We start from the raw sequence: 25,565 nt of genomic DNA, 5'->3' as shown, positions 1-25,565 counted from the left end.
GTGCGTCAAGAATTTGCGGTGAAAAGTCCCCAAGCGAAAGAGTAATTCCTGACCGACTTCTTTGAGTTCACCGTTGTCCCGCTGGGGCAGGGAAACGTCGCAAGCGGGCGTGAGCAAGATGCGCTAAAACAATCCGCCTCTTCATCGGAACTGGGCCTGGCCTCATTTTTATGGGCAGTCGGTCATGGCCATGTACCACGGTCCAATTCTTCTACCGATTCAATTGCGAGAAAGAAACTCTCATCTTCCGATCTGATATAGAACGGAATGCGTTCGGTACCGAGATACGACGCAGACGCCAATCGATGATTACCTGCACTAACGGCAATTGTGCCATTTAAGTGCCACATGAGCGGTGGGGTTAACGCCTTTTTCGACTCCCATTCATGGATTACCTGAGCAATCGTGAGTCTCTCTCGTTTCTCGGGGAAGAGTATTTCAGGATCTACCGAGTAGTCCGAATGCAGTCGAGTAAGAATCTCGTCCAGATCTGCTTCTAGCAAGAGGTAGCCGTTTGGGAAGAAACCCTCGAACCCATTCTCAAAGTTATGATGCAGTTTTGACGGTTCGTGGCTCCACAACGGCGTGATCCGTTGCATCTCTTCCCGAGTTGCCACTTGATATCGAGCGGCAATTTTTGTGTTGCGTTCGCTAGCCTGTATTCGTTGCTCGGCATCAAACTTTCTCTGTGCAAAAAATGATTCGTCGCTCGAATGGAGGTAACAATCTTCTTCATCTTCAGTCATGGATTCTACCTATGTCAGCCTTGAGTTGATGTCCAGAAAACGTTCCACTTGCATCGAAGCTGTGATCGGAAGATCCTATGAATAGCAAAAATCATAGCCGCATAATAGCGAAGCGAAGCCAATTGCCCTTCTTGGTTCAGAGCATTTGTAAATCCGATCTGGGTCTCAACGTCCAGCAAACCCAGTGGGTCGAGCGGCAGATCAGCTAGTTGGCCAAGCGCAAGGTCGGCAGCGTTGAGATCCCCAGTTTCAATTCCCAAACTCTGTGTCAGGCCCTTAGATCTAAGAAGCGATTGCCAGATCAAAAGTACGTATGCACACCAACGCATATTCGGAACACTTTCACCCAAGCGAACCAGTTTTGGTGCAAGGAAATCGGGTGGGATGTCTTCAGGCGTGGAGTAAGCTCTTCCTGGCCGCAATGGCGACACATAGGTGTAGAGTCGATGACCAAGTGTGCGGGCAGGGGATTGAAAATGCGTGCGTTGCGTTACTAACCTCGCTGCCGACCATCCTTCGATTTCTGAGAATGTCGCAAAACAGGGTGTTCCATAACGAACAAGAGCAAGGCTTTGCAAAGCCTGTTCAGTATCAGCGAGCTTTTGATTCTGCTCACTGTCGAGATCAAACCGGAAGTACGGCTCACGCCAGTAGTCAAAGATGTGCTGCGTTGTTGCGTGTCTTCGGCTCACATGGTACGGGATTTTGCATTGTACAAGCGCCGTAACGAACCTGCCTGGGATCATTGCTCGACGCTGGGGTGGAACGAGACCTAGCAGGCGAGGGTCATCAAGCATGACGCCAGGACGACGGAAATAGTCGTAATTGGTTTCGATCGCAAAGTCATAGCCAAGTGAATTCTCCAGCGTGCGTGATGGCTTGAAATGGATACGGCCAGGCCCATATTGATTCTTCAATTCGTCGATCAACGCATCTTCATATTCGTCTTCAGAGAATTCGCATTCTGGCATCGGAGTGACTCTCGGTTTGCAGTTTCATGGTTGCATGATCCATCAATTGTTGTCTTGCATGTTCATTCCTTGTTCAGTGCGGACGCAATCGACTGAAATTGTTCCAGCGCCGTCTCAAGGTCATCAGCAATTTCTTGAGCAAGGATGTCTGGGGCTGGCAGGTCGGCTGAGTTTTCGAGGCTGTCGTCTTTAAGCCAAAAGAGATCGAGGTTGATTTTGTCTCGCTTAATAAGCTCGTCATGCGTGTAAGATCGCCAGCGACCTTCGGCTTTCTCTTCGGACCATGTCGCTCGTCGTTTGTCCCGTGGCTCTCCTGGCTTGTAACACTTGACGAACTCATCCAGATCACTCCGCTTCAACGGGTTTGTCTTCAGCGTGAAGTGCATGTTCGTTCTCAGGTCGTAAACCCACAGGCGTTTGGTCCAAGCCTTCTCTTGAGCAGGCTTTGCATCGAAAAATAAAACGTTTGCTTTGACCCCTTGGGCATAAAAGATGCCCGTGGGTAACCGAAGAAGTGTGTGGACATCGCATTGTTGAAGGAGCTTTCGACGAACGGTTTCACCGGAACCACCCTCGAACAGAACATTGTCCGGTACGACAACGGCGCAGCGTCCACCAACCTTCAACAGCGACTTGGCATGTTGAAGAAAGTTGAGTTGCTTGTTCTTAGTTGTTGTGTAGAAGTCGGTTCGTTCGTAGGTTGAATCGTCTTTTTCCAGATCGCCTTCCTCGTTGACGATGGCAATACTGCTTTTCTTGCCGAACGGCGGATTAGTCAGCAACAACGTGCAGCGATCCTTCTCGCCGGGCTCACTCGCCAGAGCATCGACGCCGGAATGGATCGGACTTGGGTCACTCTCAACGCCATGTAGATACAGGTTCATGATGCAAAGGCGAGCCGTGTTGGGCACGAGTTCCCATCCTTTGACGAAACCTGACTTCAGGTGCTTCTTCTGATCTCGGTCGAGGTCTTTGTGATGGTCGAGAACGTACTGGTGAGCACTCAGGAGAAATCCGCCCGTCCCTGCGGCTGGATCTGCAACAATGTCTTCGGGCGTCGGTTGAACACAATCGACGATGGCCTTGATGAGTTCACGAGGCGTAAAGTATTGCCCGGCTCCTTTGGGTGATTCCGCCGCACTGCGAGCCAGCATTCCTTCATAGATGTCGCCTTTGACATCGGCTTCGAGCTTCGACCAGTCTTCGGCTTCAATCAAGTCAACGATGAGGCGGCGGAGAATAGACGGGTTCTGAATCTCTGGCCTTGCTCGACGGAAAATCTCGCCGAGCATTCCCGACTTCTTGCCAAGCTCTTCCAGCAAGTGGCGATAGTGAATGAGCAGATCGTCGCCGTCTCGTTTCGTCAGGCTCTCCCAGTTGAACTTCTTGGGGACGATGGGTTCACGGTTGTATGGTGGCTTTGACTGCTCGTCGGCCATCTTCAGAAACAAAAGGAACGTGATCTGCTCCGTGTACCCCATGTACGACAGTCCGTCGTCACGGAGAACATGAGCAAAGTTCCATGCTTTGTTTACGATTTGACTGGTGGGATTCGACATTCCAAGGACTATCCGATGAGGTTTTGTCGCACTGTTTCGACGTTTACTATTCCGCTGGTGCTGAAGAGACGTTGTACACCGTCTGGTCCGAGGCTGACCTGAAGTGGATCACGCAACTTGGCGTCCACAATGGAGACGAGTGCCGATGCTTCCAAGAGGCACACTTCGCTGATCTCCGTTTCCATCTTCATGGAGCGGATCGATTCGTCGAAGTCGTCGGAGAATTCGCTCGACACGACGACGTAGTAGACGTTTCGGATCGAACGGCGGCGTTTCAACTCCCGGCTTTGAGTCGTGATGTACTCTCGAATCGTCCGGTCATCTGTGCCCATGCTGTAGCCGTCACCACGAACCTTGGCATCCCAGATGAGGGCGTAGGAACTGTCGTGTTCAACAGCAATGCCATCCGGCACCCGCCCACCTCCCTGACCCAGCAACTTTGCGTCGAATCCAAGGATTGTGAATGCCGCATGAATGTTCTTTTCAAACGCTCTGGACAGGCTGATACCGGATGCCTTTGCCAAGTCGTCAAACCCAGCCTCGTTCGCAGCGATACGTGGCAAGACAGCGATCACTGGAGGAACGTAGCTGTCGGGCAGTCGATCCAACTTTGGGGCGACAATGATCTCGTCAGGCTCTTCAACGGTTGGTTCGATTTGCTCTTTGGGCAGCGGCTTTGACCCGCCGTAGGGATTCCCTCCTTTGAACCAGAAGACGTGCTCAACGTCGTACAGCCCAAACTTCTCCCCGCTCTTCTCGGTGAACAGTGCTGCCAATTCTTCGTGAAGATGTTTGAACGAGATATAGTCCGCAGCGAGGTCATCGGTTGGCAACCAGAGATTGAGGTCGCTCATCGTCTTCACGCCGTTGGTGTAGTACACCGGCCAAACATCACGACTCTGAAGCTGCCAGAAATATGACAGGAAGAATGGAATGCTTCCTGCCTTTGGTCGTCCCTGCTTCGATCTGCCACCCTCGACATGCTCCTCTCCAAGTCGGCGAACGTAACTGGCGAACGTCCTGATACGGCTGCGGGCCATGTCTTCGCTTGTCGGAACAGCAATGGCGGATTTGAGTTCCTGATCGCACTCTCCCGGATCACTGGAGACATTGACGACCATGTTGAAGAACATCTGCCCTTTGATGCCCTTGAACCCCCAGTGCTCATTTCGTTTGTTGATGCCATCTACTTTGGATTTGAACTCGTCCAGCGGAGTCTGTCCGGCCAAGTAGGCTTGGACCAAAGGCAGTAACTCACCCTCAATCAATTCGATTCGCTGGCGATCACGTTCTGTGGAAGCCTCGGCAGGTGTTACACCTTCTGGGCCTTGCGGTGCAGCGAGGTATTCCTGCATGACCTCGATGGCTCGGCTTTGTTGCTCGGGAGTAAGAATCATGTCTAAAAGGCCCCCGGCGTCGGGTCAGAATGTGATGCGTCTTCCTTGAATTCAGAACCGGAAAGCTCTTGGAATTCCTGTGCTGCGTAGAGAATCAACTCTTCCTCTTCAATGCCCGGTCGTCGCTTCGGAAAGGTCACTGCGTATGGCCGAGTCTTGTTGAAGTCGATATCCCGTGGCACCCTCCATTCTCGCTCGTGAAGGAAATCATGTTTCTTTCCTTTCGAGGCCGATGGGATTTTTAGCTTTGAAAGATATGGCCAGAGTTTGCGTGGAATCACATCACCAGTCGATTTCATTTCATCGATGACCGACTGAGGCAGATAGATCGCAGGTGCGCCCTCCAATGCGATCATGTCTCGTTTGCGAAATACGAATCCATACTGACCATGGATGTCTTTGATCTCTTCCCAGTTAGGTTCCGTCGTTTCACTCAGGCAGACCGCCTTTGTTTCTTTGGGATTTCGCCTGCCGTAGAGGCCAGTCGGCTCTGCCTTGATCCGTCGCTCTTTGTAGATGGAAATGAATTCTTCCGCAGAGCAGAAATGAACAACGCCTTCCCAGTAATCTGTCCGTGTTTCTCGTTCTAACTCGTCTCTGCGTTTTCCGCTGGCCGACCAGTCGTATTCGCCGTACACGTGAGACCAAGAACCGGCGACACTAACCGAGTAGAAGTCTGCTTCCCAGACATCTCTGCCTGCACAATGCGGGCATCGTTCTTCAAGCCAGTGAAGAGCGTCCGGCAAACTCATGTAATCGACATCGGCGTGACAGATGTAGCAATAGAGAGACAGGTTCGAGACGGAAAGTTCTTCCCCGCACGATCCGCACCAACATTCGTCATCCTGCTCTTCAGCCCATTCGCTAAATTCAGATGGTGTCAGCGACTTGGAAAATGGCTTCTTGCACTTGTAATTCTCGCACGCCAATTCGATGGGCTCGTATTCTGGCCGCTGCACTTTAGGCATTGTTCTTTCTCCGTCGCTTCGAGGGCAGCTTTGTCTCTTTTGTTCGTGTCTCCGTTCGCTCACCCTTTCCGGTTGGCACGTAGCCTTCGGAACGCATCCACTTCAGTTGCTTCTTGATCTCTGGCTTTTTGAACTTCTTCTTGGATTCGTCCCAGCCGTAGAACTCTTCGATGATGCTGGCTTCGGTGGCTTCTCGTCCGTCGATCAGAAGGTCGTTCCATGCGGCATAGGTGGTGGCGAAGAGTTCGGCTTGCTTCATGTCCATCTTGGCGACGTGAGTTAGCAGGCGGTCGATGCTGTCTTTGCGGTCGCCGAGGAATTCCGTCGCTTCCTCACACATGGAGTCCGTGTTGTCAGCAGGATGGTAAGTGACGCCGAAGTTGTCTCGCTCTTTGGTCGTGAACCAGTCGTTCTTGTTGCCCGTGCCTTCGAGCTTGTAGAAGGCTTCGTCAAACGGACCAGCGGCGTACCGTTGAAAACCAAATTGAAGATCGAGTTCTTCATGTGTCTGTGCGATGTACAGAGCTTTGACGAGTTTGGTGCGTCCCAGTGCTTCCGACTTGCGTGTTGCCTTTCCGTTCGCATGAGCAATCGTGTAAGCGACGATGGCACCACGACGCTGAGTGATCTTCTTGGGGACTCGTGGAGTGCGCTGAGTGGACTTCTTCTTTGGCTTGGGGGCGGCTGCTTGTCGTTCGGCTTGGATGCGGGCGAGAAGTTTTGATGCCGGTTCGTCGGCTGGATCTTGAGCGACCAGTTTTCCTTCAAAGGCATCTTTGAGAATGCTCTGCCGTAGACGTGCGGCTCTCTTCATCCCGTGCTGGACTGCCAATTCAGCAGCATCGATCTGCGAGAAGAGTTCATCAACGATCCTGACGATTTCTGCCTGCTCATCTTCTGGCGGCAGTGGGAATTCGAGTTCGGCAAATCGACCTGCGCCGAGGTGGGCGATATTGACCGTGATGCTTGCGATCTTCTGGAAGCGACCGTTCTTGAGGTATGCCAAGAACACACGCAGAGCAAAGTCTCGATCCAAGCCGTCAGCTACACGAAAACGGACAAGAGTATTCGTGAAACAGCATCCCGGAACCTCATCACGATACATTGCCGGACGCCCGACCAGTTCGTGGCTTTGCCCCTCATTCAGAAGGATGTCGCCATGTCGAAGCGCATAGTTCTCGAACTCGGCTGGAGTGAAGTTCATCTCCATGACATCCGACGTGTCGATACGGTCTTCAAACACATTGGCGACACGCAAGTATGGTCGCATGTGCGTGCCGGTATGGTGTTTGGGAGATCGTTGACGACCAAGTTGAACATGACCAACTTGGCTAATCCTTGCCCAACACCAACTCTCAGGGAGTGCCGGTAACTGCGATGTGTCGAGAGCATCAGGCTCTTTGTAACGTGCCTGCCAGTTCTTTGGTGGCTCTTTGCCCTTGGCTTCGTAGTCGGCGAGTTGAGCGGATTCCCATTTTCGACGGCGTTCTTCGAGGGTGCGTTTGAGCAGTTGTTCGCCGGTTTCTTTCGGCGAGTGCTTGGCTCGCCATTCTTCGGTGACTTTTCCTTCCACCGCAGTCTTCAACACTGATGCCCGATATCGTTTTAAGTTGGCTTGCACTCGCTTGAGAGATGCAACACCCGCATCAAGTTCTGAGATCAGTTCCTCGGCACGCTCGACAATTCGATCTTGCTCGGCGAGGGGCGGAAGAATGAATGGAATCGCCGAGAAACGATCCGCAGAAAGATGTTGAATTCCAACGCCTTTCGCCACACGTGAAAAGACACCGTTGCGAGCAAAATGTTTGAAGGCCAGTAGAGAGTAGCGGGGGCGAATCGCTTCTGATGGTCGAAATCGGATGACCGTGTTTTGAAAACAGCAATCTTCAATTTCTCCGTTCCAGATTGCTGCCTTGCCAACCTCGCTGGCACTACCCGACGCTTCGGACAACAAGACATCCCCATGGCGTAGCCGGTAAGATTTGAGTTCCTTTGGTTGGAACTCCATCTCCAAGATGTCGGACACATCGATTCCGTGCCACGTAATGTTTGCCGCTCGCAGATATTTCGTCGGATATTCTTTCGATTTGTTCTTAGGCGACCGTTGACGCCCAAGACGAACATCTCCAATTTCATTGATTGGCGTGCGTACCCATCCGTCAGGAACGGCAATCTGATTCAACTCTTGAATCACGGAGTCAAGATGCCCGTTTTTTTCGCTCATGCTGCCAACCTCGCATTCAATTCAGCAAGGATGGCGTTCAACTTCTCACCAAACAAATCGTGAGCTTTGCCCAAGCCGCCGAGTTGAGTGAACGGAGCGTACTCGAAGTCATCACGTTCAATCGTCAGACTGCTGGCAATGTGATCCTTGATGGCGTCGAGCCATTGACGTTGCTCGGATGTAAACGTGACGCCTTCGGCTTCCTGCTCCGATAGCCAATTGGTGTATTGTTCTTCGACGGTTTCGCCGTAAGGAACAAGCGGTTGGTTCGGGTTGATGGCGTGGCGAACAATGGCAATCAGATCAACCAGCTTGCCGCACTTACCTTTGACGGCCTGCGGTTCAACGGCTCTGTATGCCGCCCACAACTTGTCGGCATCAGCGGATAGCGGCGGTGCTTTGATTGCCGATGCCAGTTCCTTGACCGCTTTGAATGACAGTCCAGCCCGGTAAGGTCGGCTGTAGAAGACTCGGATGGCATCCAGTTCGTCTTTGTTCTCTTCGATGAACTGTTGGAAGTCCTGCACGAGCGATTGAGCTTTCTCCATCGCTGCCTCATCGTAACCGGCTGAGATCAATTCATCCGGCGTGACTTCATCAATTACCTGATCGCAGATGCTTTTCGCCAGCAGGATTCCTTCCCGCAACTTCGGATCGAGGAAAGGCTTCATTGCTGTCTTGAGTAGCTCTCGCTCGGCCTTGTCTAATTGCTCTTCAGTCGGATCATCGACTTCGGCCACTTCACCTTTCTCCACCAGCCGGTTCGTCTGCTCGTCAGGATTCAGAGCCGTCATGATGTTCTGAGCAAGCGTCGAGATGTTCTTGCCGCCTGCAAGCTCGGTCAGTTTCTCTCGCTGGTCATCATCCAGCCCTTTCTCCAGTCGAGTCAGTCGAGCGGCGAGCGTTGATGACAGGTCGGGATCGACAACGCCTTTGGCAACCGTCTCCAAGACTCGCTTCAATGGCACTGACGGTTTGCGGTCAATGGGAGACGAGTCCGACTTTTTCTGTTCGGTGACACCGACAGCATCGACCAGTACGAACCGATCTTTACACTTGGCATCGGGCGTCACCATCATGAGCGCATCGGGGTCGATGATCCTCACGCCACGACCCTTCATCTGTTCGTAGTAATTGGATGAGTTGATCGTTCGCATGAACAACAGGCATTCGAGCGGCTTCACGTCGGTGCCGGTCGAGATCATGTCCACAGTGACAGCGATGCGAGGGTTGTAAGAGTTGCGGAACTCTGCGAGAACTTCCTCCGGTTTCAGATTGGCTGTCTTTTCCCAGACCGTCTTTTCAACTTCCTTGCCGTCTTTGTCTTTGACCTTCTTCGTGACTTGCACGAAGCCGGTTCGGTAGGTGATCTTCTGGCAGAAGTCGTTGCCTCGCCCAAACTCTTCACGAATGATCTTGGTGATGTCGTCGGCGTGTGAATCGTCTTTGGCAAACACCAATGTCTTGGGAACTTCGGTGCGTCCCGGAAACATGTCCTGAAACATGCGGTCACGGAACGTGCGGACTACCAACCGAATTTGGTTTGGGTTGACGACATCTCGGTCAAGTTGCTTCCCTGCGTACTTGTAGTCCCCAGTTACTTCACGCAATACCTGTTGCCGGGTGCGGCGATCACGGTGTGGAATGAACAGCCCCGGTTCGCCTTCCAGCGTGGCACCATCAGTTGTGACCTTGGTTTTGATTCGGAAGACATCGAAGCCGACGTTGACTCCATCGGCGACGGCCTGATTGTGGCCATAGTCCATGACCAGATTGTTATTGAAGAAACCAATGGTCTGCTTGCTGGGCGTTGCCGTCAGTCCGATAATGAACGAGTCGAAGTATTCGAGCACTTGACGCCAAAGGTTATAGATCGACCTGTGGCATTCGTCGCAAACGATGAAATCGAATTCCTCGATTGGTAACGAAGGGTTGTAGCCGACCGGAACCGGCTCCTTGACCCATGCGGTCTCGAACATCGACCCTTCTTCGTTGGCTTCCTCGAAATCTGAGTCGCCTTGCAGAATCGAATAGACTCGCTGAATTGTGCTGATGCAGACTCGGCTGACCGGATCGACGGCGTTCTTCTTCAAATGCTGGACGTTGTATTCGTCAGTGAACGTCATCCCGTTGTAGGGACTAACGTATTGCTGAAACTCACGGAGCGTTTGTCTTCCAAGGTTGGCTCGGTCCACCAGAAACAACACACGCTTTGCATCGGCGAACTTGATGAGTCGATAAATGAACGACGCTGCTGTGAACGTCTTTCCCGAACCTGTTGCCATTTGTATTAGGGCACGTGGTCGATTCTGGGCGAGTGACTGCTCCAGTTTTTGGATCGCTTTGATCTGTACCGGCCAGAGCCTCTGCGTGTTCAGTTTCGGCAACTGCTGAAGTCGGCCACGCACCTGCGTTTCAAGTTCGACAAGCCGCAGGAGTTCTTCAGGCCGATGGAACGTGAAGACTTCACGGCTTCTGGGATCGGGGTTCAGGGTGTTGGTGAACTGAGTGACTGCGCCGGTTGATTCGTAAGCGAACGGCAGCGGCAATCGGTAGTGCGGATACTCCTCGGGCATCCCCGACATGTACTTGGCGGACTGCGTTTCTACTCCGGTGAGCGTGTGATTCTCCGGTTTGGCTTCGATGACGCCGATGATCTGGGCGTCAACGTACAACAAATAGTCCGCATTGCCGGTCTTCAATCGAAACTCACGCACAGCAACACCAAGACTCGCCGTGATATGAAGATCACGGAAGTCTTGCACGATCCAACCAGCAGCCTCAAGCTGCTTGTCGATCTCTTGTCGTGCTTTTTGTTCGGGAGTCATGCTGGAGTTCTCAAGCTACTTCTTCGGTGGGCTCGTCATCGGAGAACAATGTCGGTCCCGGATCGCTTTTTAACACTTCCTCGACTTCGGCATCTGAGGCATCTACAGGCTGCGCTGTCTTCAACTTTTCATGCAGCCCGAAAGTTCGCTGGTGCGCCTTTCGCAAGATTGTTTGATAGATCGTCGGAATGACCGTGATGTTGCCCATCGTGAAAGTCTCCAAGCCTTGTTCGAGCTTAGCTCCCAGCACGTAAGCAACGATTTCAGTGTCAGCTTGGACTCGACCTGACTGCCGAATCTCCTTGCAGTAGTCTCTAGCTTGATCGGCTTCGCCTTGTGTGACGCAGAAGCCGCCCTTCTTCAATTCCAGAATCGCCACTTTGCGAATTCCTGAGATCTCGCCAGCGGCGTCGTAGGAATCGGCGCAGTATGTACCAATTGAAAGTTCAGGCAACACAACGAAGTCAGGACGACGAATCGGCGGCTTGTAGTCGGCACCGCCAAGGAACTTACCGATGATCTCGGAAAGGCCACGGTTGGATCGAAAGTCAACAGCTTCGTATTCCGGGCCGAAGATCCAGAGCCCACGTTCAAAGAGCGGTTGAAGATCATGCAGTTCATCAGCCAGCGGACTTTCGACCAGTGCATCCATGCGGTCGATCAAAGTCAGACGCTTCTGCAATTCGTTCAGGACGACCTCAGCGTTACTTGCCGTCCACTGCTGCATCAGCGTGTTCCATGTATCGAGGTCATCTGCTGAGCAACTCGCAAGCTCCTTCAGTAAGTCGTATCCAGAACGTGTCTGTTCCAGCTTTGCCAAAACTTGAACGGTGCGTGACAAATCACGACTGGTGAGCGTTGGACACTTTTCCTGCACTTCGTCGATGAACTTGCCAATGGTCCTCTTCGAGATCGTGGGCAAATCACCAAGTAGCTTCCGACTGTTTTGTAACGCTGCCTTTTTCTTTTCCTTGCGGTTGGTGGCCAACTTGCTTCGCAGGTTGTTCAGGACGTGTTCGTGGACTGCATCCCGAACAGCGTTGACTTTCTTCGTTGCATGGAACGCCGTCCAATCGGCCTTTACCTCTGGTTTCAGACAGTTGGCTTCAACGACAAAACTGAATCGCTTGGCTTGTTCGGTGCGGCCATCAAGGTAAGCTCCCTCGGCATCCAATTGATCCCAGCATGGCTCACCAACCATTCGCTGATTGACCCACCACGTGATGCCTCGAAGTCGAGCCGTTCGATAATGCTCAACCGAATCGATGAAATGGACGGTGACAGTTTCGCCGTCAAGCACGTCAATCTGAGTGGTTGCCAGACCATCCAACGCCATTAGTTCTACGTCTTTGCCGTTGACGGAGATTCGCAGCGAGGGATCAACGAGGAACTTTGATCCAATCAACTGCCGGACTTCATCTTCGTCGAGCAGCTTTCGTTCTACCGTTGCGGTGACGACTGTGCCGTGGCCTTTGGGCTTCGGTGATTCATCCAGCAGTTCGAGCGTGAATGGCCGGTCGCTGTTGTTGCCAAGGCTGACTTCAACCGCAATGCACGTCCCGTCCTTGGTTGTCTTGACGTTGTATTTGTCAGCAAAACAAAACGGGGCATGGCGACCTTTTCCATTCTGCCCCAACGCCATTCGCTTCAGAGACTTGCGTACTCCCTTGGGGAACACGACTTCCATCCCCTGATACTTGTTTCGGTGGTAACAGAGGGTTTGCCAACGGACCTTGAATTCATCCTTCGTCATTCCGGTCCCGTTGTCGCTGACCGAAAAGTCCTCTCCCTTCTCGGATGGCCATCGCACTTGAATGTGCGTTGCTCCAGCGTCGTAGGCATTGGCAATCAATTCAAGAAGCGCAGTCCTTGGCTCGGTAACGATCTGCCCGGCGTGATCTCGCATGAAGCGATCAGAGAACGCAGGGAGATCGCTAAACAGCGATTGTTGATCTGCCATTGATCGCCCCTCCGGTTGCTCCAGCGTGTTGACTAAAAACTGCAACCAGTCTACAATTTTTGAATCTGACCAGCAAGCAGGTGAGGCCATGACATTCGGCGAGAAGATTCGATCTCTGCGACAGGACAACGAATTCACGCTACGTGAATTAGCTGAGCAGGTTCGAGTTGGCTTCACATACCTGAGCAAAATCGAGAACAGCAAACTCAACTTTGGCGATGCGCCTTCACGCAAGCTGATCCACAAGCTGGCAGACGCCCTTCACGCTGACGAGCACGAATTGCTGTTGCTTGCAGGAAAGGTGCCCGAGACGATCCGGCAGCGAGTCATTGAACGTCCCGACGCCTTCCGGGTCATTGCGGGAATGAATGACAGGGAACTGGATGCGATACTCGATAGTGCAGCGGGCAAGAAGAGAGCCAAGAAGGCTGCGAGTTGAGAATTCTATTTCTTCATGACTGGCAAAGCGTTGTGGGCGGACGCAAACCGACCTTCTTGAATGCGCACGGCTCCGAAGCGATCAACCCTGCGCTGCCTGACGAAGACTTTGAAGTGTCAGTTCGTATTGCCGAAAGAGAATACGACGAACATCATCCTCACGTGATTATGGGCTCGTCCCGTGGCGGTGCAGTTGCGATGAACTTGAACAGCGGCGACACGCCGCTTGTTCTGATGTGCCCAGCGTGGAAGACCTGGGGTTCTGCCACCAGCGCCAAAGCGCAGACGGTCATCTTGCGTTCACGCCAAGACGATGTGATCCCGTTCCCCGACTCGGAGGAATTGGTCGCCAACAGCGGCTTGTCACCGGATGCCTTGATCGAGCCTGGCACGGATCATCGTCTTGCCGCCCCTGAACCGCTTCAAGCGATGTTGCAAGCGTGCGAGGCGTTGGCATGAGCATCCTTAACCATCCCGCAATCAGTGGTCGCTACTTGTTTCCACAAGATCGCACCGTTGGTGACCCTTTCATGGTCAATGTCGATGGCGCTGAATTGGCGTGCTATCGGAGGAGCGTCGAGCCCGAGGCGTTCACGATGATTCACTTCCACGGAAATGGAGAAGCCGTTGCCGACTACGTGCCGTTCATGTCTGATGTCTTAGCAGACATGAACCTTGACTCACTTTTCGGCGAGTATCGGGAGTACGGCGGATCGACAGGGAGAGCACAACTTGTTGCGATGCTCGGCGACCGTGAAGCGGCAATGAGAGCCGCTGGCGTGTCGGTTGAGAAAGCAATCGTCTTTGGTCGGTCAATCGGCTCGCTGTACGCAATCGAGTTGGCACATCGCCAGCCAAACATTGCCGGGTTGATCATTGAGAGCGGTATCGCTGATCCGTCAGAACGATTCCTCACCTATGCAGATCTCGCCGCAGCCGGAATCGATGAGGCCGATGTTCACGCTGAGGTTAAGCGGCTTTTTGATCACGAAGAGAAGCTGGCGGGCTACACGAATCCGCCGCTCATCATGCACACGGAAGACGATGGCCTGACCGACATCTCGCACGCAGAACGCAACAACGAGTGCGCTGGCTCGATGCAGAAACGATTCGTGCGATTCACTACCGGCAACCACAACTCGAACTCCCCAGCTAACCTGACCGAGTACATGGCTGCTGTTGGCGAACTTGTGCGGGCGATTCAATCATAGAATCGGAGAAGTTGACTGGTAGTACACAGAAGCCTCCGAAAACTTCGTGGCCCTGGAGGAATGCGAAAAATCGGTTGCAAAACAAAGAGTACGTTCGACCTGAAAAACCAAAGTGAGCATATCTATGGGCAAGAAGAAGTCATCACGCAAAAACAGCAAGACATACTATCACGTTACCGCTGTCGAGAACGTCAGCAGAATCTTGGCAAGAGGGCTCAAAGGAACGACAGAGCCACGCAACAGAGGCGAAGGTGTAGACTGTCCGACAATATTTGCTCTCGACAGTTCAGACGAGCAACTTACGGATGCAATCGCACGTAGTCAAATTTGGCCGTGTCAGGACATCAATGACTACGCAGTAATTGAGATCAAGGCATCTGGAATTGCTGGTCACATCATCGAAGACGATACAGCCGAATCCACGGCCAATTCCCAATGGATGATTCAGCAATCAGTCATTGCTCCAGAGTTCCTGAGCCACGCCAAAACACGAGAATACAACTTCCCTGGAAAGGCGCTGCTCGCACTCACAAGAGATTTGACGAGACGGCCTCGATGGAAAGCCGAAGAATGGGAGATAGCGATTGAGCACACTCCCGCAATGTTTGTCATGGCACGACTTGAAATTGAGATAGATCGGTCTCAAATGCACTTGACCGATGAACAGTGGAGCATTGTCGATCGGTCATTTCGCCGTTCTGAGTTAGCGGTGTATCGAAAAGCGATGGAGGAGAAATGCCACGGGCGGGCAGCAAGATCCTCCGAAGGCCGCAAAGTAAAAGGCAAACGAAAAAAAAAGTGAATGCAGATGTATGTGGGATCACACATCACAGAATTCGCCCCATATAGTCTGGAAAGCGAGCGGGCAAGTCGGCTCGACAATGAGTGCCGTGCACGGCAGAAAGTGAGCGCCGAATCCCGGCGTACGATTGTCAAAGAGAAGAAGGAAATTGAAGAGACACGCCGAACAGAATTGATGGCGTTCATAAAGTCCTGGGAAACGTCACAACGAATCCGAAATTACTTGGATACTGTCGAGAAGACATTGGAAAAGAAGGAAGTTGCACCGTCCAAACCTGAAGAGTTCGCTTTGTGGTTGGATTGGGCACACTGGTACGCAGATGACATCTGTCCGCTTACACAGCCCCGCCTTCACAACGAGTCAGTTGAAGTCCCTGAGAATTGCTTGGTTGCCGACATAGATTTAACCAGTAGCACAAGAGAAGCAATGCAGGGTTTCCCCGAAACGACAACCGATGAGTTGTTCAGAGTCATCAAGGATGAGTTTCGCAATCGCTGCCACCACGCCCACTGGTCGATTTATCAGGAAGTAACTCTTGTGCAGGAAGGTCTTGGCTACGATGTAAGCCAACGAAATACGGGCTACTGATAGTTCAGATCACATTGCACGATCAATCTCGGTGTCAACAAACGCCCCGCCGCAAGGCGGGGGCGTTTCGCTTTTGTGTGAACAGTTACGTTCTACCTTCGGTGGCGACAACATCCAAGAAAGGACGCCAATGGACGCCACTGATCCATCCGTACAACCAACTTCATTATCACACCTCGTTGGACAAGACGAAGTGAAAGCGGCGATCGACATTGGGTTGTCGTTCGCATTCCAAAAGAATGAACCGTTTCCGAGCCCCACATTGCTTCTCGGCCCAAGTTCAGCCGGAAAATCGATTTTCTCAAGCGTCATCGCTGCTGAATTGTGCGTCGATTGTAAAGAGGTCTTGGCTCAAACAATCAATAGCGCCGCTGAACTCAATGCGTTACTGCTTGCGTGCAACGAAAAAACGATCGTAACGTTAGACGAAGCGCACTTGCTCAGTCCTGCATTGCAGACATTGTTGTACTCGGTGATCGACAAAAATACGGTTTATGTCCCTACCGGAGGGCGGCAGCCACAGCCAATAAAATTGCCGCCGTTGACGATCCTGCTCGCAACGACCGATCCTCAGAATTTGCTTCCGCCTCTACGCAATCGTGCGGCCCTCGAACTCAACTTCCGTCTCTACACATTCCAAGAGATTGCTCAAATCGTTTATCGACGAGCTAAGTCGTTGGCGTGGGACGTTCACGAAGCGGTGCTACCGTTGATCGCTGACCGATCGAAACAAGAGCCCAGGCGTGCATTAAAATTGCTTCAGTCGGCGTATCGTGTCGCCATTGCAACTGGAAGTGACACTATCGATTTACGCCACCTCGAAGAGACCTGCCGCATTCAACAGTTGGATTCGCTAGGTCTCAATCGTGCAGAACAAGATTACCTGAATGTGCTGATGGACGCCCCCTCCAGACTCAACGTACTGGCAAGCCGGTTAGCTGTTGGCATTGGTGTGATCCGAGATTTGGAGGGCGTGTTAGTCCGCCTCGGCCTCATTGGAAAGGACAGCAAGGGAATTCGAGAGTTGACCGCTGAAGGACGTAAACATGTGCAGAGCAACTGCAAATAGACCGTCCATTATCTGTCTACAAACTGTCCTATTTCTGGTCTCCAATCATGCCTGAACAACAAATTCCAGCGGCCATAACAGTCACCCAGATGGCAGAGATGATCGGTCTCTCACGCTCCCGACTCTACTCGTTGATAGATCGAGGGCTCGTACCCAGGCCCGTGATGACCGATTCGACGAAGCGCCCTGTCTATGTCCAAGAATTGATTTCCCAAGTCCTTGAAACCAGACGTACGGGCGTGGGGGCCAACGGTACGTTGGTGACATTCAATCGTAAACGAAAGAAGCGTGCAGTAGTGCGAGCGAATCGCAGAACTGCAATCACTCCAGCAAGGGATGCAGACCAAACGGAGATTATTACTGGACTGCAATCTCTGGGGCTGGATGTTACTGGATCTCAAGTCGCTGCGTTGGTGGCGGAACACTTTCCAAACTCTGCCAACACTGATACCGGCGAAATGATTCGCCAATTGTTCTTGGCTTTGAAACGCCAAGAGTGAGTGGTCAACTGTGTACTTTGATGCGTTCGGATTCTGCCGCCGTATTTCCACGAATTCCGCCGCTTTCGAGATCGTGTCTTCCTGTCCCACTACGTGTGTACTTCACCCCATTCAACCTCAAGAGAAAGGCCGTTCAGCGCCTTTTCTGTAGAAATGGCGCTGGCATTCGACATAAGCCAATGAAATCAAAGCAGTTAAAGGCGTTTTCGTATCTGCGTGTCTCTGGTAGGTCGCAGATTAAGGGCGATGGGTTCACTCGCCAAGCGGAAACAATCTACACCTACGCTCAAGCGAACCGGATCGAAGTTGTTGATCAGTTTCGTGATGAGGGTGTATCCGGCACAACGGAGCTTTCGGATCGTGATGGACTGGCAGCATTGCTTGACCGAATTGATTCAAACGGCGTGCGACATGTTCTGGTTGAGCGTGCAGACCGCATCGCTCGTGACCTGATGGTAGGCGAAGTGATCATTAGCCAGTTCAGGCAGCTAGGCGTGCATGTGATTGAGGCCGCAAGTGGTAACGACCTGACTGCTGATGACGGAGATCCCACCAAGGTTCTCATTCGCCAAATACTTGGTGCAGTCGCTCAGTTTGAAAAGAGCGTTATTGTTCTGAAGCTGCGAGCCGCACGCCAACGAGTCAAAAGAAATATAGGACGTTGCGAAGGCAGACGGCCATATGGTGAACTACCCGGCGAGAAGGAAACGATGGAACTCATGATTTCGCTGCGCCGCAAACCTCGGAGTGGAAGACGTCGTTCATACGAAGACATTGCGCAGGTGCTGAATAGCCAGGAGCGATTTGCACGAGGCGGCAAGCCTTGGAAAGCCGGAACGATACGCCGAATCATTTTGCGGGGCGTTCGAGCATAGGACAGATTCACTTGAGTTGCGGTGTACCTTCCCGGTGTGAACGCTGCCCATCGTGGTCAGCATAACAAGTTCACACTTGGGAGACTCGACAATGGCAGCCGAAATTTCAGTCGTTAATGGACGCAAGGAATTGGCAACCGCCCTCAAGCCTGCATGGCATGATCCGACTTCGGACTATGTCCTCGACCATGTCCCCGATTCGGCCACCATGATCAATGCCGCTCACCTCGACTGGGAAGTCCAGCCTCAACCCATTTACAACGCTGACGGCCGCATCATCGAAGGTCACAGCACGACCGTCCGCATGGACACGGGCGCTCATCTCGGCGTTGTGTCCGATAAGTACCGTGTCGTGCAGAACGCCGAGGGCTTTCGCTTTCTCGACAACCTGCTCAAGGACGGGATCATGCGGTTCGAGAGTGCTGGGGCACTGCGTGGTGGCCGTTCAGTTTGGGCGCTTGCTCGAATGCCGAGCGTGGACACGATCGCCGAGGGTGACACCGTCCGTCGCTACTGCTTGTGGCTCAACAGCCACGATGGCACTGGTGCGATTTATGCCATCCCAACGTCGGTGCGAGTCGTCTGTGCCAATACTGCCGCTTTGGCGATCCGTGGCCAGCGTGGCATTCGACACACCGGCGACATTTCCGCCAAGCTGCAACAGGCTCACGACTTGTTGAGCCAGGCCGATCGTCAGTTCACTGACTTTCGAGACAACGCCCGAAACTTGGCAACTCGTCGCTATAGTCGTGACGACGCTCGACAGTACATCAATACGCTGCTGCCTGAGCCCGAGGAGGTCGGTCGATCTGCCGCTATCCGTGAGCGAAAAGTGGAAGAGGTTCGCAAGGCTATGCGAAACGAGCGGCAGAACATTTCCTCGATCAGGGGTAGCTGGTGGTCGCTTTACAATTCTGTGTCGGAAAGTGTAGATCATGGCCGCTTCTATGCGTGGCGTGGCCAAGGTCGGCAACGTGCAGAGAATCGCATGACGTCGGTGCTGATGGGAGCCGCCGCCGATTTCAAGCAGACGGCGTTTGACTTGGCCGTGGCGATGGCTTCCTGATCTCGCATGCTCCCCGACTTCGTCGGGGAGCTTTGTTCTTCTTTGTTCATCGTGCCCCCGGCCGCAAGGCTGGGGGCTTTGCCTAAACCCGAACAGTTAACTTGTACCTTTCGTCGTGTTCCCTCCCTGAAAGGACCACGCCGATGCCCAACTCGAAGCCCCTCTTCCCCCTTGGTCAGATCGTCGCCACGCCTGGCGCACTCACTGTGCTGGAAGCAGCCAACGTCAACGCCGCCCAGCTACTTAACCGTCATGTTACTGGAGACTGGGGAACGATCTACCAGGAAGACCGAGGTCTGAACGAACAGGCGATCAAGGATGGAAGCCGCATCCTCTCCGTGTACCCGGTTGGCGACCAAGTTGTGTGGGCGATCACCGAGGCGGACAGGTCTTCGACTTGCCTGCTTTTGCCTGACGAATATTGATCTCGCTGTGGCTGCTGGAATCAGGCTTCCGTCACCGAAGGTGATGGAAGCGGTGGAAGCACAGTTGCCTTGTACCTTGGATTGCAGCCGGATTCTGGCAAATTGTGTTACATAATTTCCCCGATTTAATTCGGAGCCTAAAAAGCTGAGGACCGGAGTCCTAATGCCCTGCCTTGCAAACCATAACACTTCTTCTTTCTTTGGGACTCCTCACATGCCTACCTTTTCCTCCCTTCGAGAACAGCGGATCGGGTCGCAACGACAATGGCTCGCCAACAGACAAGCCAGCGAGCGAATCTCTGCGGCATTGCGAACTGGCATGATTCCTTGGAAAAACCCGATCAGAAACGACGATAACGCTGGCTTGCCACTCAACTTTGCAAACGGCAAACCGTTCACGCCGATCTCTACCTTGCTGCTTCAAGTCGCAAGCCACCAGCATGATTCCGTTGGTAGATGGTGGGGCACTCAGCAAGACTGGGATCGGCTTGGTGGAAACATTGATCTGTCGAGAGAGCCGACGATCGTCTTCGATGGCGAGTGGCATTCGGTCGAAGTGTATTGCGTTGACCAGGTGACGGGGGCAGACGTCGATCAGCTTCACGTCCACGACCACACAATCGTCGTTTCAGACTGCGCCGACTTTTCAAAGATCGAGACGCTTGTCGAGCTAAGCGGTGCCGACATCAGAGTCGGTGTTGGCGATGCAAACCACGGCGCCGGAGATTGGTACGTGCCTCCAAATCCTTGGATTGCGTATCCCCATCATTCCCGTGGCGATTACATTTTGCTGCAACGACCAGAATTTCGGTCGATCATGGCATCACACTACTATACGCTCCTTCATGAGTTCATTCATTGGGCCGAAGTTAGAACCAAGTGGATTTCGGATTTGTACGAGCGTGAGTTTGTCGCAGAGATCGGCAGTGGCTGGCTCGCATCCGAACTTGGCTGTCCGCCGTGTCGATGTCGAAGCAACGAAAATAAATGGTTGGAGCGTTGGTTGTGGGAGATCGATCGAGACTCTGGCTTCGTGTTTCATGCTGCTGAACAAGCTCGAATGGCGTTTCAATTCATCATGTCGATCATCGAAGGAGAGCAACGATGCTAACTAGAGGACAAAGAGATGACTTCCTTGTTTATATGGGAACTGGAGCCGCTGCTTTGTGCGCCCTGGGCGGGCTTCCGATTGTTGCCGCCGCAGCCGTCGTTGTTGGTTGCGGCGTTGGAGCCGTGGCGAATCGAGAGCGGACGAATGAATCAGTGACGTCGATCGACGACCATGTCGAGAGCCAACTGCGATCGGACTACGGTGATGCTGCTGTGAGTCGGTATCGTGAGTGCCTTCGTGATGGCATGACGGCACAAGCTGCTGCAAGGACGGTGATCTATGAGGAGTGGCAGAAGCGACACTAAAAGTGGCGTAAATGAGGGCAAGCGGTAGCGTTGCCTATCATTCACTCTCTTGCTTTCCACCCGCTTTCTTTGGTTTAACCCACCGGTAAACCGTAGACTTTGCAACGCCGACTTCCTCTGCGATCTGCGAGACGGGCGTGCCTTGATCAGCAAGGAATTTCATCTTTTTGATTTGTACTTGCGAAAGGTATTGGTGCTCTCGGTCAGCCCAGGGATCGCCTTCGTATTCAAGAACGGTTGCAAGCTTGCACTCCAATTTGCGTTGTGCCTTGTACAGTTCTTTCCAAGGCGGGTTTGTGTACCTCCGCAGATTGCGATCTCTGGATTGGTGCCGGTGCGTAAGGTGAATCGAGGCGATCTCTGCGCCTGCGATCCTGCGAATGAAGTTCGCTGATGTGTCCCGAAGAGTATTGAATCCGTGTCGAGGAAAATCTTCAACATCCTCCTGAATGCGATCAAGCAATCGATACCATGCATTCGGAATATCTCGTGCTCGATTTCCTCCCTTTGTTTTGCGCCAGAGCGGGTTCCCTTTGCTATTCACGATTACGTGCCCACTCCGCTGATCTTCACGGCCAATGGTTGCCCATTTAATGCCGGAAAGTGTTGCGTCAAACAGGCGATGGATGCCTTTTACCCGCTTTTTCTTGCGCACTCGCCGAATGTAGTGGGTACCGTTTTTTTCCTTTACTTCGCCAATGCGTAAACGTCCGATCTGGTCGGCTCCAAATCCACAGTTGACTGCCAATAGGACCAAGAGTCGCTCTAACGGAGTTGCATACTCCAGAAGCGTACCAATTTGCTGAATCGAGTACGTCGGCACGTCCTCCGCTTCTTTTTCGTCATCGCCTTCGAGGATGAGAGGTTGGCGGCTAATCCGGTGGTAGTCAGTTGGCTCACGCCAACCCCACTTTTTCGACGTGTGTAGCCAATCGAAAAACTGAACCAATTCCCCAATCAGGTTGGAGGCGGATTTTACTTTCATGGGCGCTTTGTAACGATGGGTAATCGGCCTCTGTCGCAAAGTCCCAAAAACTCGATCAACAGATTCAAAGTCATCAAGCGACGAGAGAGGCGTATTCGCAACGTAGCTCTTGATCTGCTTGATCATGTTCTGCTTGGTTTTGCCTGTGTCGTTTACGGCGGCTTCGGAGACGTCAAACTTTTCTTTAGCGATCTTGACGGAATAAGCATCCAACGCCTCGTGGAGTGTTTGGTCACCAAGAAGGTCGATGTACTTTTTGTCGTTGCCTGGCCCCTCAAGCACAGCCGTCTTGATGTCAGCCGCCAAGGTCAACATGTTGACTTCTAAGTCTTCGGTAATTGCCCGAGTGTCCTGCTCATCGCTCTTGCCTGCTCGGTAGAGTTCGGCGTCACTAGGGCGAATCGTTATCTCAGGGAAACAGGTCGAAATGCCTTCAACGAATTGAGCATACTGGTACGCATCCTCCTGAATAGCATCGACTCGATACTCCGACTTTCCGGCAGCGATTGCTTTTGCAATCTTCAATGACAGTTCATCCCATGCAGGCTTTCCTGTCGGGTGAATCGGCGCCTGTTCGATCCTTCGCCAAATTGCTGCAATCTTATCCAGCCGTTCACGAGCAACTCGTTTGTTCTTTCCGAGACAGAACTTCGGTTGTGTTGGCCTTTGTCCATTCTTCGCAGGATGAAAACCGATGTTCCGATCGTAACTACCGGTCTTGTTCGCCTTTAGCTCGGTTGCACGCATGGGACCGCCACGAGGGTTCGATGACACTTCTGATAAACCGATAATACAGCTCTATCAGAAGAGTCGCAACCAGTTATCAGAAAAAACGACCCTCAATTATCAGAAGAATGGCGTTTTTCTGCTATTTCGTGCCATCCATGAGTAGCGTTGGATTCTCCATAAGTACCTAACAAAAAAAGACTTGCGACGAATCGCAAGTCTTTTCAGAGTGGAGGCGGCGGGAATTGAACCCGCGTCCCGCGATGCATCCACGGCACCGTCTACGTGTGTAGTCAAACTATTTATGTCTCCTCGAGGAAGACTATTCGCTTACCAAGGCGCTGCCTGACAGGCTCCCCGGTTCGCTAACTCGAATCTTTTTTAACTCCCCGCGTCTCGAGTAGGACGGCGAGCGATCCAGAATTGTGACGGATACAGAAGACGACTCTGGCGGTCATCTAAAGACCCGGGCTACCTGTTCTTAGGCGGCCAGTGCGAAACTTTCGTCTGCAACTAAAAATTGTGATCAGCTTTTTACGTGGCCAACTGATCAACCACGACACGCGAGCACGCGCTTCTATTCATCCGGTCGAATCCAGATCGCCCCCTTTTCAGAGGACCTCTTGGATGGTCAAACCGCAATCACAAAAACTGCGTTCCAACCGCGACTCAGCTTTGCCGCCACAGGATCGCTCCCGCAACACCATCGCTGTCGTCACGCCCGAATTCTAGCTTGTTTCCGCTCCAAGGCAACGCCGAATCGAACAAGTTTGTCCTGCCCCACCGGGTGTATCCCCCATCGCACAATTGACTTACGCTTGTCGTCCGAGTTGCCAATCCGCCTGCTCCGGCCAACTGGACGCTTGCGTTAGAGGACGACGGCACGCTTTGGAAAGCTACGCCGATCCGGCGGGGCAATTGGGAAGTTGCTTGCCGTTCCTTTTGGGGAACTCCGCGGCGGCGCGTGCCAGCGGATAACAAGAGTTGACCGCTTTGCATATACGTACACAGGGTTGCCGGGAGAACCGGACGCTATCAGCTTGTCGGTTTAATCAGCCGATTGGGCGTTAGCCCCGGTTCCGCTGCCACGAAACCGGGGCTAACGCCCAAACGGCTAATGCACGGAAGCTCGTTGTGACTAAACCGACAAGCCGCTATCGCGTGGCGGCTGATGCCTCACGGCGGATAGCTGAAATGACCTGCGGCGTACGGGGACCGCTGACGCGGGTGACGGCGAACAGAATGAACAAGAGTCGAGCGGGGCTGCGTTAACAGGGAATTTCGTGAAGCGAAACGTTGTGATTATCGGTGCCGGGCCGGGCGGGCTGGCGACGGCGATGCAGTTAGCGGCGGCGGGGCTGAACGTGACGGTCTTGGAACGCCGCGGCCAAGTTGGCGGAAGAACCTCGGCACTCGAAGCCGATGGGTTCCGATTCGACCTCGGCCCCACCTTCTTCTTGTATCCGCGAGTCCTCCGCGAGATCTTCGCTTCGGTCGGCCGCGACCTCGACAGCGAGGTGCCGATGCGACAACTGAAGACGCAATATCGACTGACCTTCGGCCAAGGGGGACAGATCGACGCGTCGAACGATCTCGAAGCGATGGACCGCCAGATTCGCGAGTTCGCTCCCGCCGACGCCGGCAAGTTGAAACGGTACTTGGACGACAATCGCGTCAAGCTGGCGCGGTTCCGCCCGATCCTGGAGTCTCCGTTCAGCTCGCCGCTGGATCTGCTGCGGCCCGACGTATTAAGGGCCTTTCCACTGCTGCATCCAATGCGTTCGCTGGGGAGCGAACTGGAGCGTTACTTCAGCGATCCGCGACTGGTGATCGCGCTCTCGTTCCAAGCGAAGTATCTGGGCATGTCTCCGTTTCGCTGCCCGAGTCTGTTCAGCATCCTTTCGTTCCTCGAATACGAATACGGAGTCCACCATCCGATCGGTGGATGCGCGGCGGTCAGCGAACGAATGGCGGAGATCGCTCAGGCGATGGGAGTGCAGATTCGGTTGAACCAGCCGGTCACCGGGCTGCAATTTTCAGGGCGGCGAGTGACCGGAGTGCAGACCGCGACCGAAACGATCGCGGCCGATGCGATCGTGATCAACGCCGACTTCGCCGCCGCGATGCGAGACCTGGTGCCAAACCGACTGCGGCGACGGTGGGCCGACCGCAAGCTGGCCGGCAAAAAATACTCCTGCTCCACCTTCATGATGTATCTGGGCGTCCAAGGTGAGATCGACGGACTCGCTCACCACAACATCCACATCGCGCGGGATTACCAACAGAATCTCCGCGATATCGAAATCGACCACCGGCTCTCCGACGATCCTTCCTTTTATGTACAGAACCCCGGAGTGACCGACCCCACGCTGGCTCCTGCCGGACACCGGTCGCTGTACGTTCTAGTCCCAGTCAGCCACGAGCACCCGAACATCGACTGGGCAAAAGAGACGCCGCGGTTCCGAGAACTGACGATCGATCGTCTGTCGCAAATCGGTCTGCCCGATCTCCGCGACCGGATCGTCTATGAAAAGATCATCACGCCGGCCGATTGGTCGGGCGAGCACAAGATCTATCGCGGAGCCACCTTCAATCTGGCTCACAACCTGGGACAGATGTTGCATCGCCGACCGCAAAACCGATTCGAGGAACTCGACGGCGTTTACCTGGTCGGCGGCGGAACGCATCCCGGCAGCGGGCTGCCGGTGATCTATGAATCGAGTCGGATTTCAAGTCGTCTGTTGTTAAACGATTTGGGGATCGACACGTCCTTCATCGACGCAGCCGCAGCCACGTCGAAATGAACCAATG

Annotated in this window: 22 protein-coding genes and 1 other RNA gene; 13 read left to right on the top strand and 10 right to left on the bottom strand. The window is 53.2% G+C overall.

Features of this window, described 5'->3' with window-relative positions:
• Nucleotides 1-182 precede the first annotated feature (182 nt).
• The 8 genes from CA51_RS10265 to CA51_RS10230 form a co-directional block, all read right to left on the bottom strand.
• Nucleotides 183-746, bottom strand: a complete 564-nt coding sequence (locus CA51_RS10265; RefSeq protein WP_145120247.1) for a hypothetical protein — start codon at nt 744-746, stop codon at nt 183-185.
• 14 nt (nt 747-760) lie between these two features.
• Nucleotides 761-1,717 (bottom strand): hypothetical protein, encoded by a 957-nt coding sequence (locus CA51_RS10260; protein ID WP_145120245.1) that lies wholly within the window; start codon nt 1,715-1,717, stop codon nt 761-763.
• Between the two features lie 62 nt (nt 1,718-1,779).
• Nucleotides 1,780-3,276: a class I SAM-dependent DNA methyltransferase gene (locus CA51_RS10255; protein ID WP_145120243.1), complete on the bottom strand. Its 1,497-nt coding sequence runs from the start codon at nt 3,274-3,276 to the stop codon at nt 1,780-1,782.
• Between the two features lie 8 nt (nt 3,277-3,284).
• On the bottom strand, nt 3,285-4,673 hold the full coding sequence (locus tag CA51_RS10250; RefSeq protein ID WP_145120241.1) for a PDDEXK family nuclease: 1,389 nt from the start codon (nt 4,671-4,673) through the stop codon (nt 3,285-3,287).
• 2 nt (nt 4,674-4,675) lie between these two features.
• The gene (locus CA51_RS10245; RefSeq protein ID WP_145120239.1) at nt 4,676-5,641 is read right to left on the bottom strand and encodes a hypothetical protein; all 966 of its coding nucleotides are present in this window, start codon (nt 5,639-5,641) and stop codon (nt 4,676-4,678) included.
• Nucleotides 5,634-7,865, bottom strand: a complete 2,232-nt coding sequence (locus tag CA51_RS10240; RefSeq protein ID WP_145120237.1) for a restriction endonuclease subunit S — start codon at nt 7,863-7,865, stop codon at nt 5,634-5,636. The genes CA51_RS10245 and CA51_RS10240 overlap by 8 nt, the downstream gene beginning before the upstream one ends.
• Nucleotides 7,862-10,693 carry a type I restriction endonuclease subunit R gene (locus CA51_RS10235; protein ID WP_145120235.1) on the bottom strand — a complete coding sequence of 944 codons (2,832 nt, stop codon included), beginning with the start codon at nt 10,691-10,693 and terminating at the stop codon, nt 7,862-7,864. The genes CA51_RS10240 and CA51_RS10235 overlap by 4 nt, the downstream gene beginning before the upstream one ends.
• A gap of 10 nt (nt 10,694-10,703) precedes the next feature.
• On the bottom strand, nt 10,704-12,653 hold the full coding sequence (locus tag CA51_RS10230) for an ATP-binding protein (RefSeq protein ID WP_197451730.1): 1,950 nt from the start codon (nt 12,651-12,653) through the stop codon (nt 10,704-10,706).
• Nucleotides 12,654-12,678: 25 nt separating this feature from the next.
• Here CA51_RS10230 and CA51_RS10225 point away from each other — a divergent pair, with 25 nt between their 5' ends.
• From CA51_RS10225 to CA51_RS25780, 12 genes are all read left to right on the top strand, one after another.
• Nucleotides 12,679-13,092, top strand: coding sequence for a helix-turn-helix domain-containing protein (locus CA51_RS10225; RefSeq protein ID WP_231746103.1), 414 nt, complete (start codon nt 12,679-12,681; stop codon nt 13,090-13,092).
• Complete coding sequence (locus tag CA51_RS10220; RefSeq protein ID WP_145120229.1) at nt 13,089-13,550, top strand: alpha/beta hydrolase; 462 nt, start codon at nt 13,089-13,091, stop codon at nt 13,548-13,550. The genes CA51_RS10225 and CA51_RS10220 overlap by 4 nt, the downstream gene beginning before the upstream one ends.
• Nucleotides 13,547-14,302, top strand: coding sequence for an alpha/beta hydrolase family protein (locus CA51_RS10215; RefSeq protein ID WP_145120228.1), 756 nt, complete (start codon nt 13,547-13,549; stop codon nt 14,300-14,302). Before CA51_RS10220 ends, CA51_RS10215 begins: the two co-directional genes overlap by 4 nt.
• A gap of 124 nt (nt 14,303-14,426) precedes the next feature.
• A complete protein-coding gene (locus tag CA51_RS10210; protein WP_145120227.1) occupies nt 14,427-15,104 on the top strand; it encodes a hypothetical protein in 678 nt (225 codons plus the stop codon).
• The gene (locus CA51_RS10205) at nt 15,105-15,692 is read left to right on the top strand and encodes a hypothetical protein (protein ID WP_145120226.1); all 588 of its coding nucleotides are present in this window, start codon (nt 15,105-15,107) and stop codon (nt 15,690-15,692) included.
• A gap of 31 nt (nt 15,693-15,723) precedes the next feature.
• Entirely contained in the window at nt 15,724-16,761 is a 1,038-nt protein-coding gene (locus CA51_RS10200; protein ID WP_145120225.1) for a Holliday junction DNA helicase RuvB C-terminal domain-containing protein, read from the top strand.
• A gap of 47 nt (nt 16,762-16,808) precedes the next feature.
• A complete protein-coding gene (locus tag CA51_RS10195; RefSeq protein WP_145120224.1) occupies nt 16,809-17,261 on the top strand; it encodes a helix-turn-helix transcriptional regulator in 453 nt (150 codons plus the stop codon).
• A gap of 179 nt (nt 17,262-17,440) precedes the next feature.
• Nucleotides 17,441-18,136 carry a recombinase family protein gene (locus CA51_RS10190; protein WP_197451729.1) on the top strand — a complete coding sequence of 232 codons (696 nt, stop codon included), beginning with the start codon at nt 17,441-17,443 and terminating at the stop codon, nt 18,134-18,136.
• Nucleotides 18,137-18,227: 91 nt separating this feature from the next.
• Nucleotides 18,228-19,202, top strand: a complete 975-nt coding sequence (locus CA51_RS10185) for a DUF932 domain-containing protein (protein WP_145120222.1) — start codon at nt 18,228-18,230, stop codon at nt 19,200-19,202.
• 143 nt (nt 19,203-19,345) lie between these two features.
• Nucleotides 19,346-19,627, top strand: a complete 282-nt coding sequence (locus CA51_RS10180) for a hypothetical protein (RefSeq protein WP_145120221.1) — start codon at nt 19,346-19,348, stop codon at nt 19,625-19,627.
• Between the two features lie 214 nt (nt 19,628-19,841).
• On the top strand, nt 19,842-20,738 hold the full coding sequence (locus CA51_RS10175; RefSeq protein ID WP_197451728.1) for an ArdC-like ssDNA-binding domain-containing protein: 897 nt from the start codon (nt 19,842-19,844) through the stop codon (nt 20,736-20,738).
• A 15-nt stretch (nt 20,739-20,753) separates the two neighbouring features.
• The gene (locus CA51_RS25780) at nt 20,754-20,894 is read left to right on the top strand and encodes a hypothetical protein (protein ID WP_197451727.1); all 141 of its coding nucleotides are present in this window, start codon (nt 20,754-20,756) and stop codon (nt 20,892-20,894) included.
• Nucleotides 20,895-21,080: 186 nt separating this feature from the next.
• On the opposite strand, the gene CA51_RS10170 is transcribed toward CA51_RS25780, so the two are convergent.
• Together CA51_RS10170 and ssrA are read right to left on the bottom strand one after the other, a co-directional pair.
• Nucleotides 21,081-22,775 (bottom strand): helix-turn-helix domain-containing protein, encoded by a 1,695-nt coding sequence (locus CA51_RS10170; protein WP_145120219.1) that lies wholly within the window; start codon nt 22,773-22,775, stop codon nt 21,081-21,083.
• Nucleotides 22,776-22,981: 206 nt separating this feature from the next.
• Nucleotides 22,982-23,362: a transfer-messenger RNA gene (gene ssrA / locus CA51_RS10165) on the bottom strand.
• 675 nt (nt 23,363-24,037) lie between these two features.
• On the opposite strand from ssrA, the gene CA51_RS10160 reads away from it, so the two are divergent.
• Nucleotides 24,038-25,558 (top strand): phytoene desaturase, encoded by a 1,521-nt coding sequence (locus CA51_RS10160; RefSeq protein WP_145120218.1) that lies wholly within the window; start codon nt 24,038-24,040, stop codon nt 25,556-25,558.
• The last annotated feature ends 7 nt before the right edge of the window (nt 25,559-25,565 follow it).

Source organism: Rosistilla oblonga, from assembly GCF_007751715.1.
Taxonomy (GTDB): domain Bacteria; phylum Planctomycetota; class Planctomycetia; order Pirellulales; family Pirellulaceae; genus Rosistilla; species Rosistilla oblonga.
The sequence above is the reverse complement of the archived record's forward strand: the minus strand, read 5'-3'. Positions and strand labels throughout refer to the sequence as shown.

Coding starts and splice junctions, on each gene's coding strand:
- CA51_RS10265 (WP_145120247.1), bottom strand. CDS start 746: ATGACTGAAGATGAAGAAGATTGTTACCTCCATTCGAGCGACGAATCA.
- CA51_RS10260 (WP_145120245.1), bottom strand. CDS start 1,717: ATGCCAGAATGCGAATTCTCTGAAGACGAATATGAAGATGCGTTGATC.
- CA51_RS10255 (WP_145120243.1), bottom strand. CDS start 3,276: ATGTCGAATCCCACCAGTCAAATCGTAAACAAAGCATGGAACTTTGCT.
- CA51_RS10250 (WP_145120241.1), bottom strand. CDS start 4,673: ATGATTCTTACTCCCGAGCAACAAAGCCGAGCCATCGAGGTCATGCAG.
- CA51_RS10245 (WP_145120239.1), bottom strand. CDS start 5,641: ATGCCTAAAGTGCAGCGGCCAGAATACGAGCCCATCGAATTGGCGTGC.
- CA51_RS10240 (WP_145120237.1), bottom strand. CDS start 7,865: ATGAGCGAAAAAAACGGGCATCTTGACTCCGTGATTCAAGAGTTGAAT.
- CA51_RS10235 (WP_145120235.1), bottom strand. CDS start 10,693: ATGACTCCCGAACAAAAAGCACGACAAGAGATCGACAAGCAGCTTGAG.
- CA51_RS10230 (WP_197451730.1), bottom strand. CDS start 12,653: ATGGCAGATCAACAATCGCTGTTTAGCGATCTCCCTGCGTTCTCTGAT.
- CA51_RS10215 (WP_145120228.1), top strand. CDS start 13,547: ATGAGCATCCTTAACCATCCCGCAATCAGTGGTCGCTACTTGTTTCCA.
- CA51_RS10210 (WP_145120227.1), top strand. CDS start 14,427: ATGGGCAAGAAGAAGTCATCACGCAAAAACAGCAAGACATACTATCAC.
- CA51_RS10205 (WP_145120226.1), top strand. CDS start 15,105: ATGCAGATGTATGTGGGATCACACATCACAGAATTCGCCCCATATAGT.
- CA51_RS10195 (WP_145120224.1), top strand. CDS start 16,809: ATGCCTGAACAACAAATTCCAGCGGCCATAACAGTCACCCAGATGGCA.
- CA51_RS10190 (WP_197451729.1), top strand. CDS start 17,441: ATGAAATCAAAGCAGTTAAAGGCGTTTTCGTATCTGCGTGTCTCTGGT.
- CA51_RS10185 (WP_145120222.1), top strand. CDS start 18,228: ATGGCAGCCGAAATTTCAGTCGTTAATGGACGCAAGGAATTGGCAACC.
- CA51_RS10180 (WP_145120221.1), top strand. CDS start 19,346: ATGCCCAACTCGAAGCCCCTCTTCCCCCTTGGTCAGATCGTCGCCACG.
- CA51_RS10175 (WP_197451728.1), top strand. CDS start 19,842: ATGCCTACCTTTTCCTCCCTTCGAGAACAGCGGATCGGGTCGCAACGA.
- CA51_RS25780 (WP_197451727.1), top strand. CDS start 20,754: ATGACTTCCTTGTTTATATGGGAACTGGAGCCGCTGCTTTGTGCGCCC.
- CA51_RS10170 (WP_145120219.1), bottom strand. CDS start 22,775: ATGCGTGCAACCGAGCTAAAGGCGAACAAGACCGGTAGTTACGATCGG.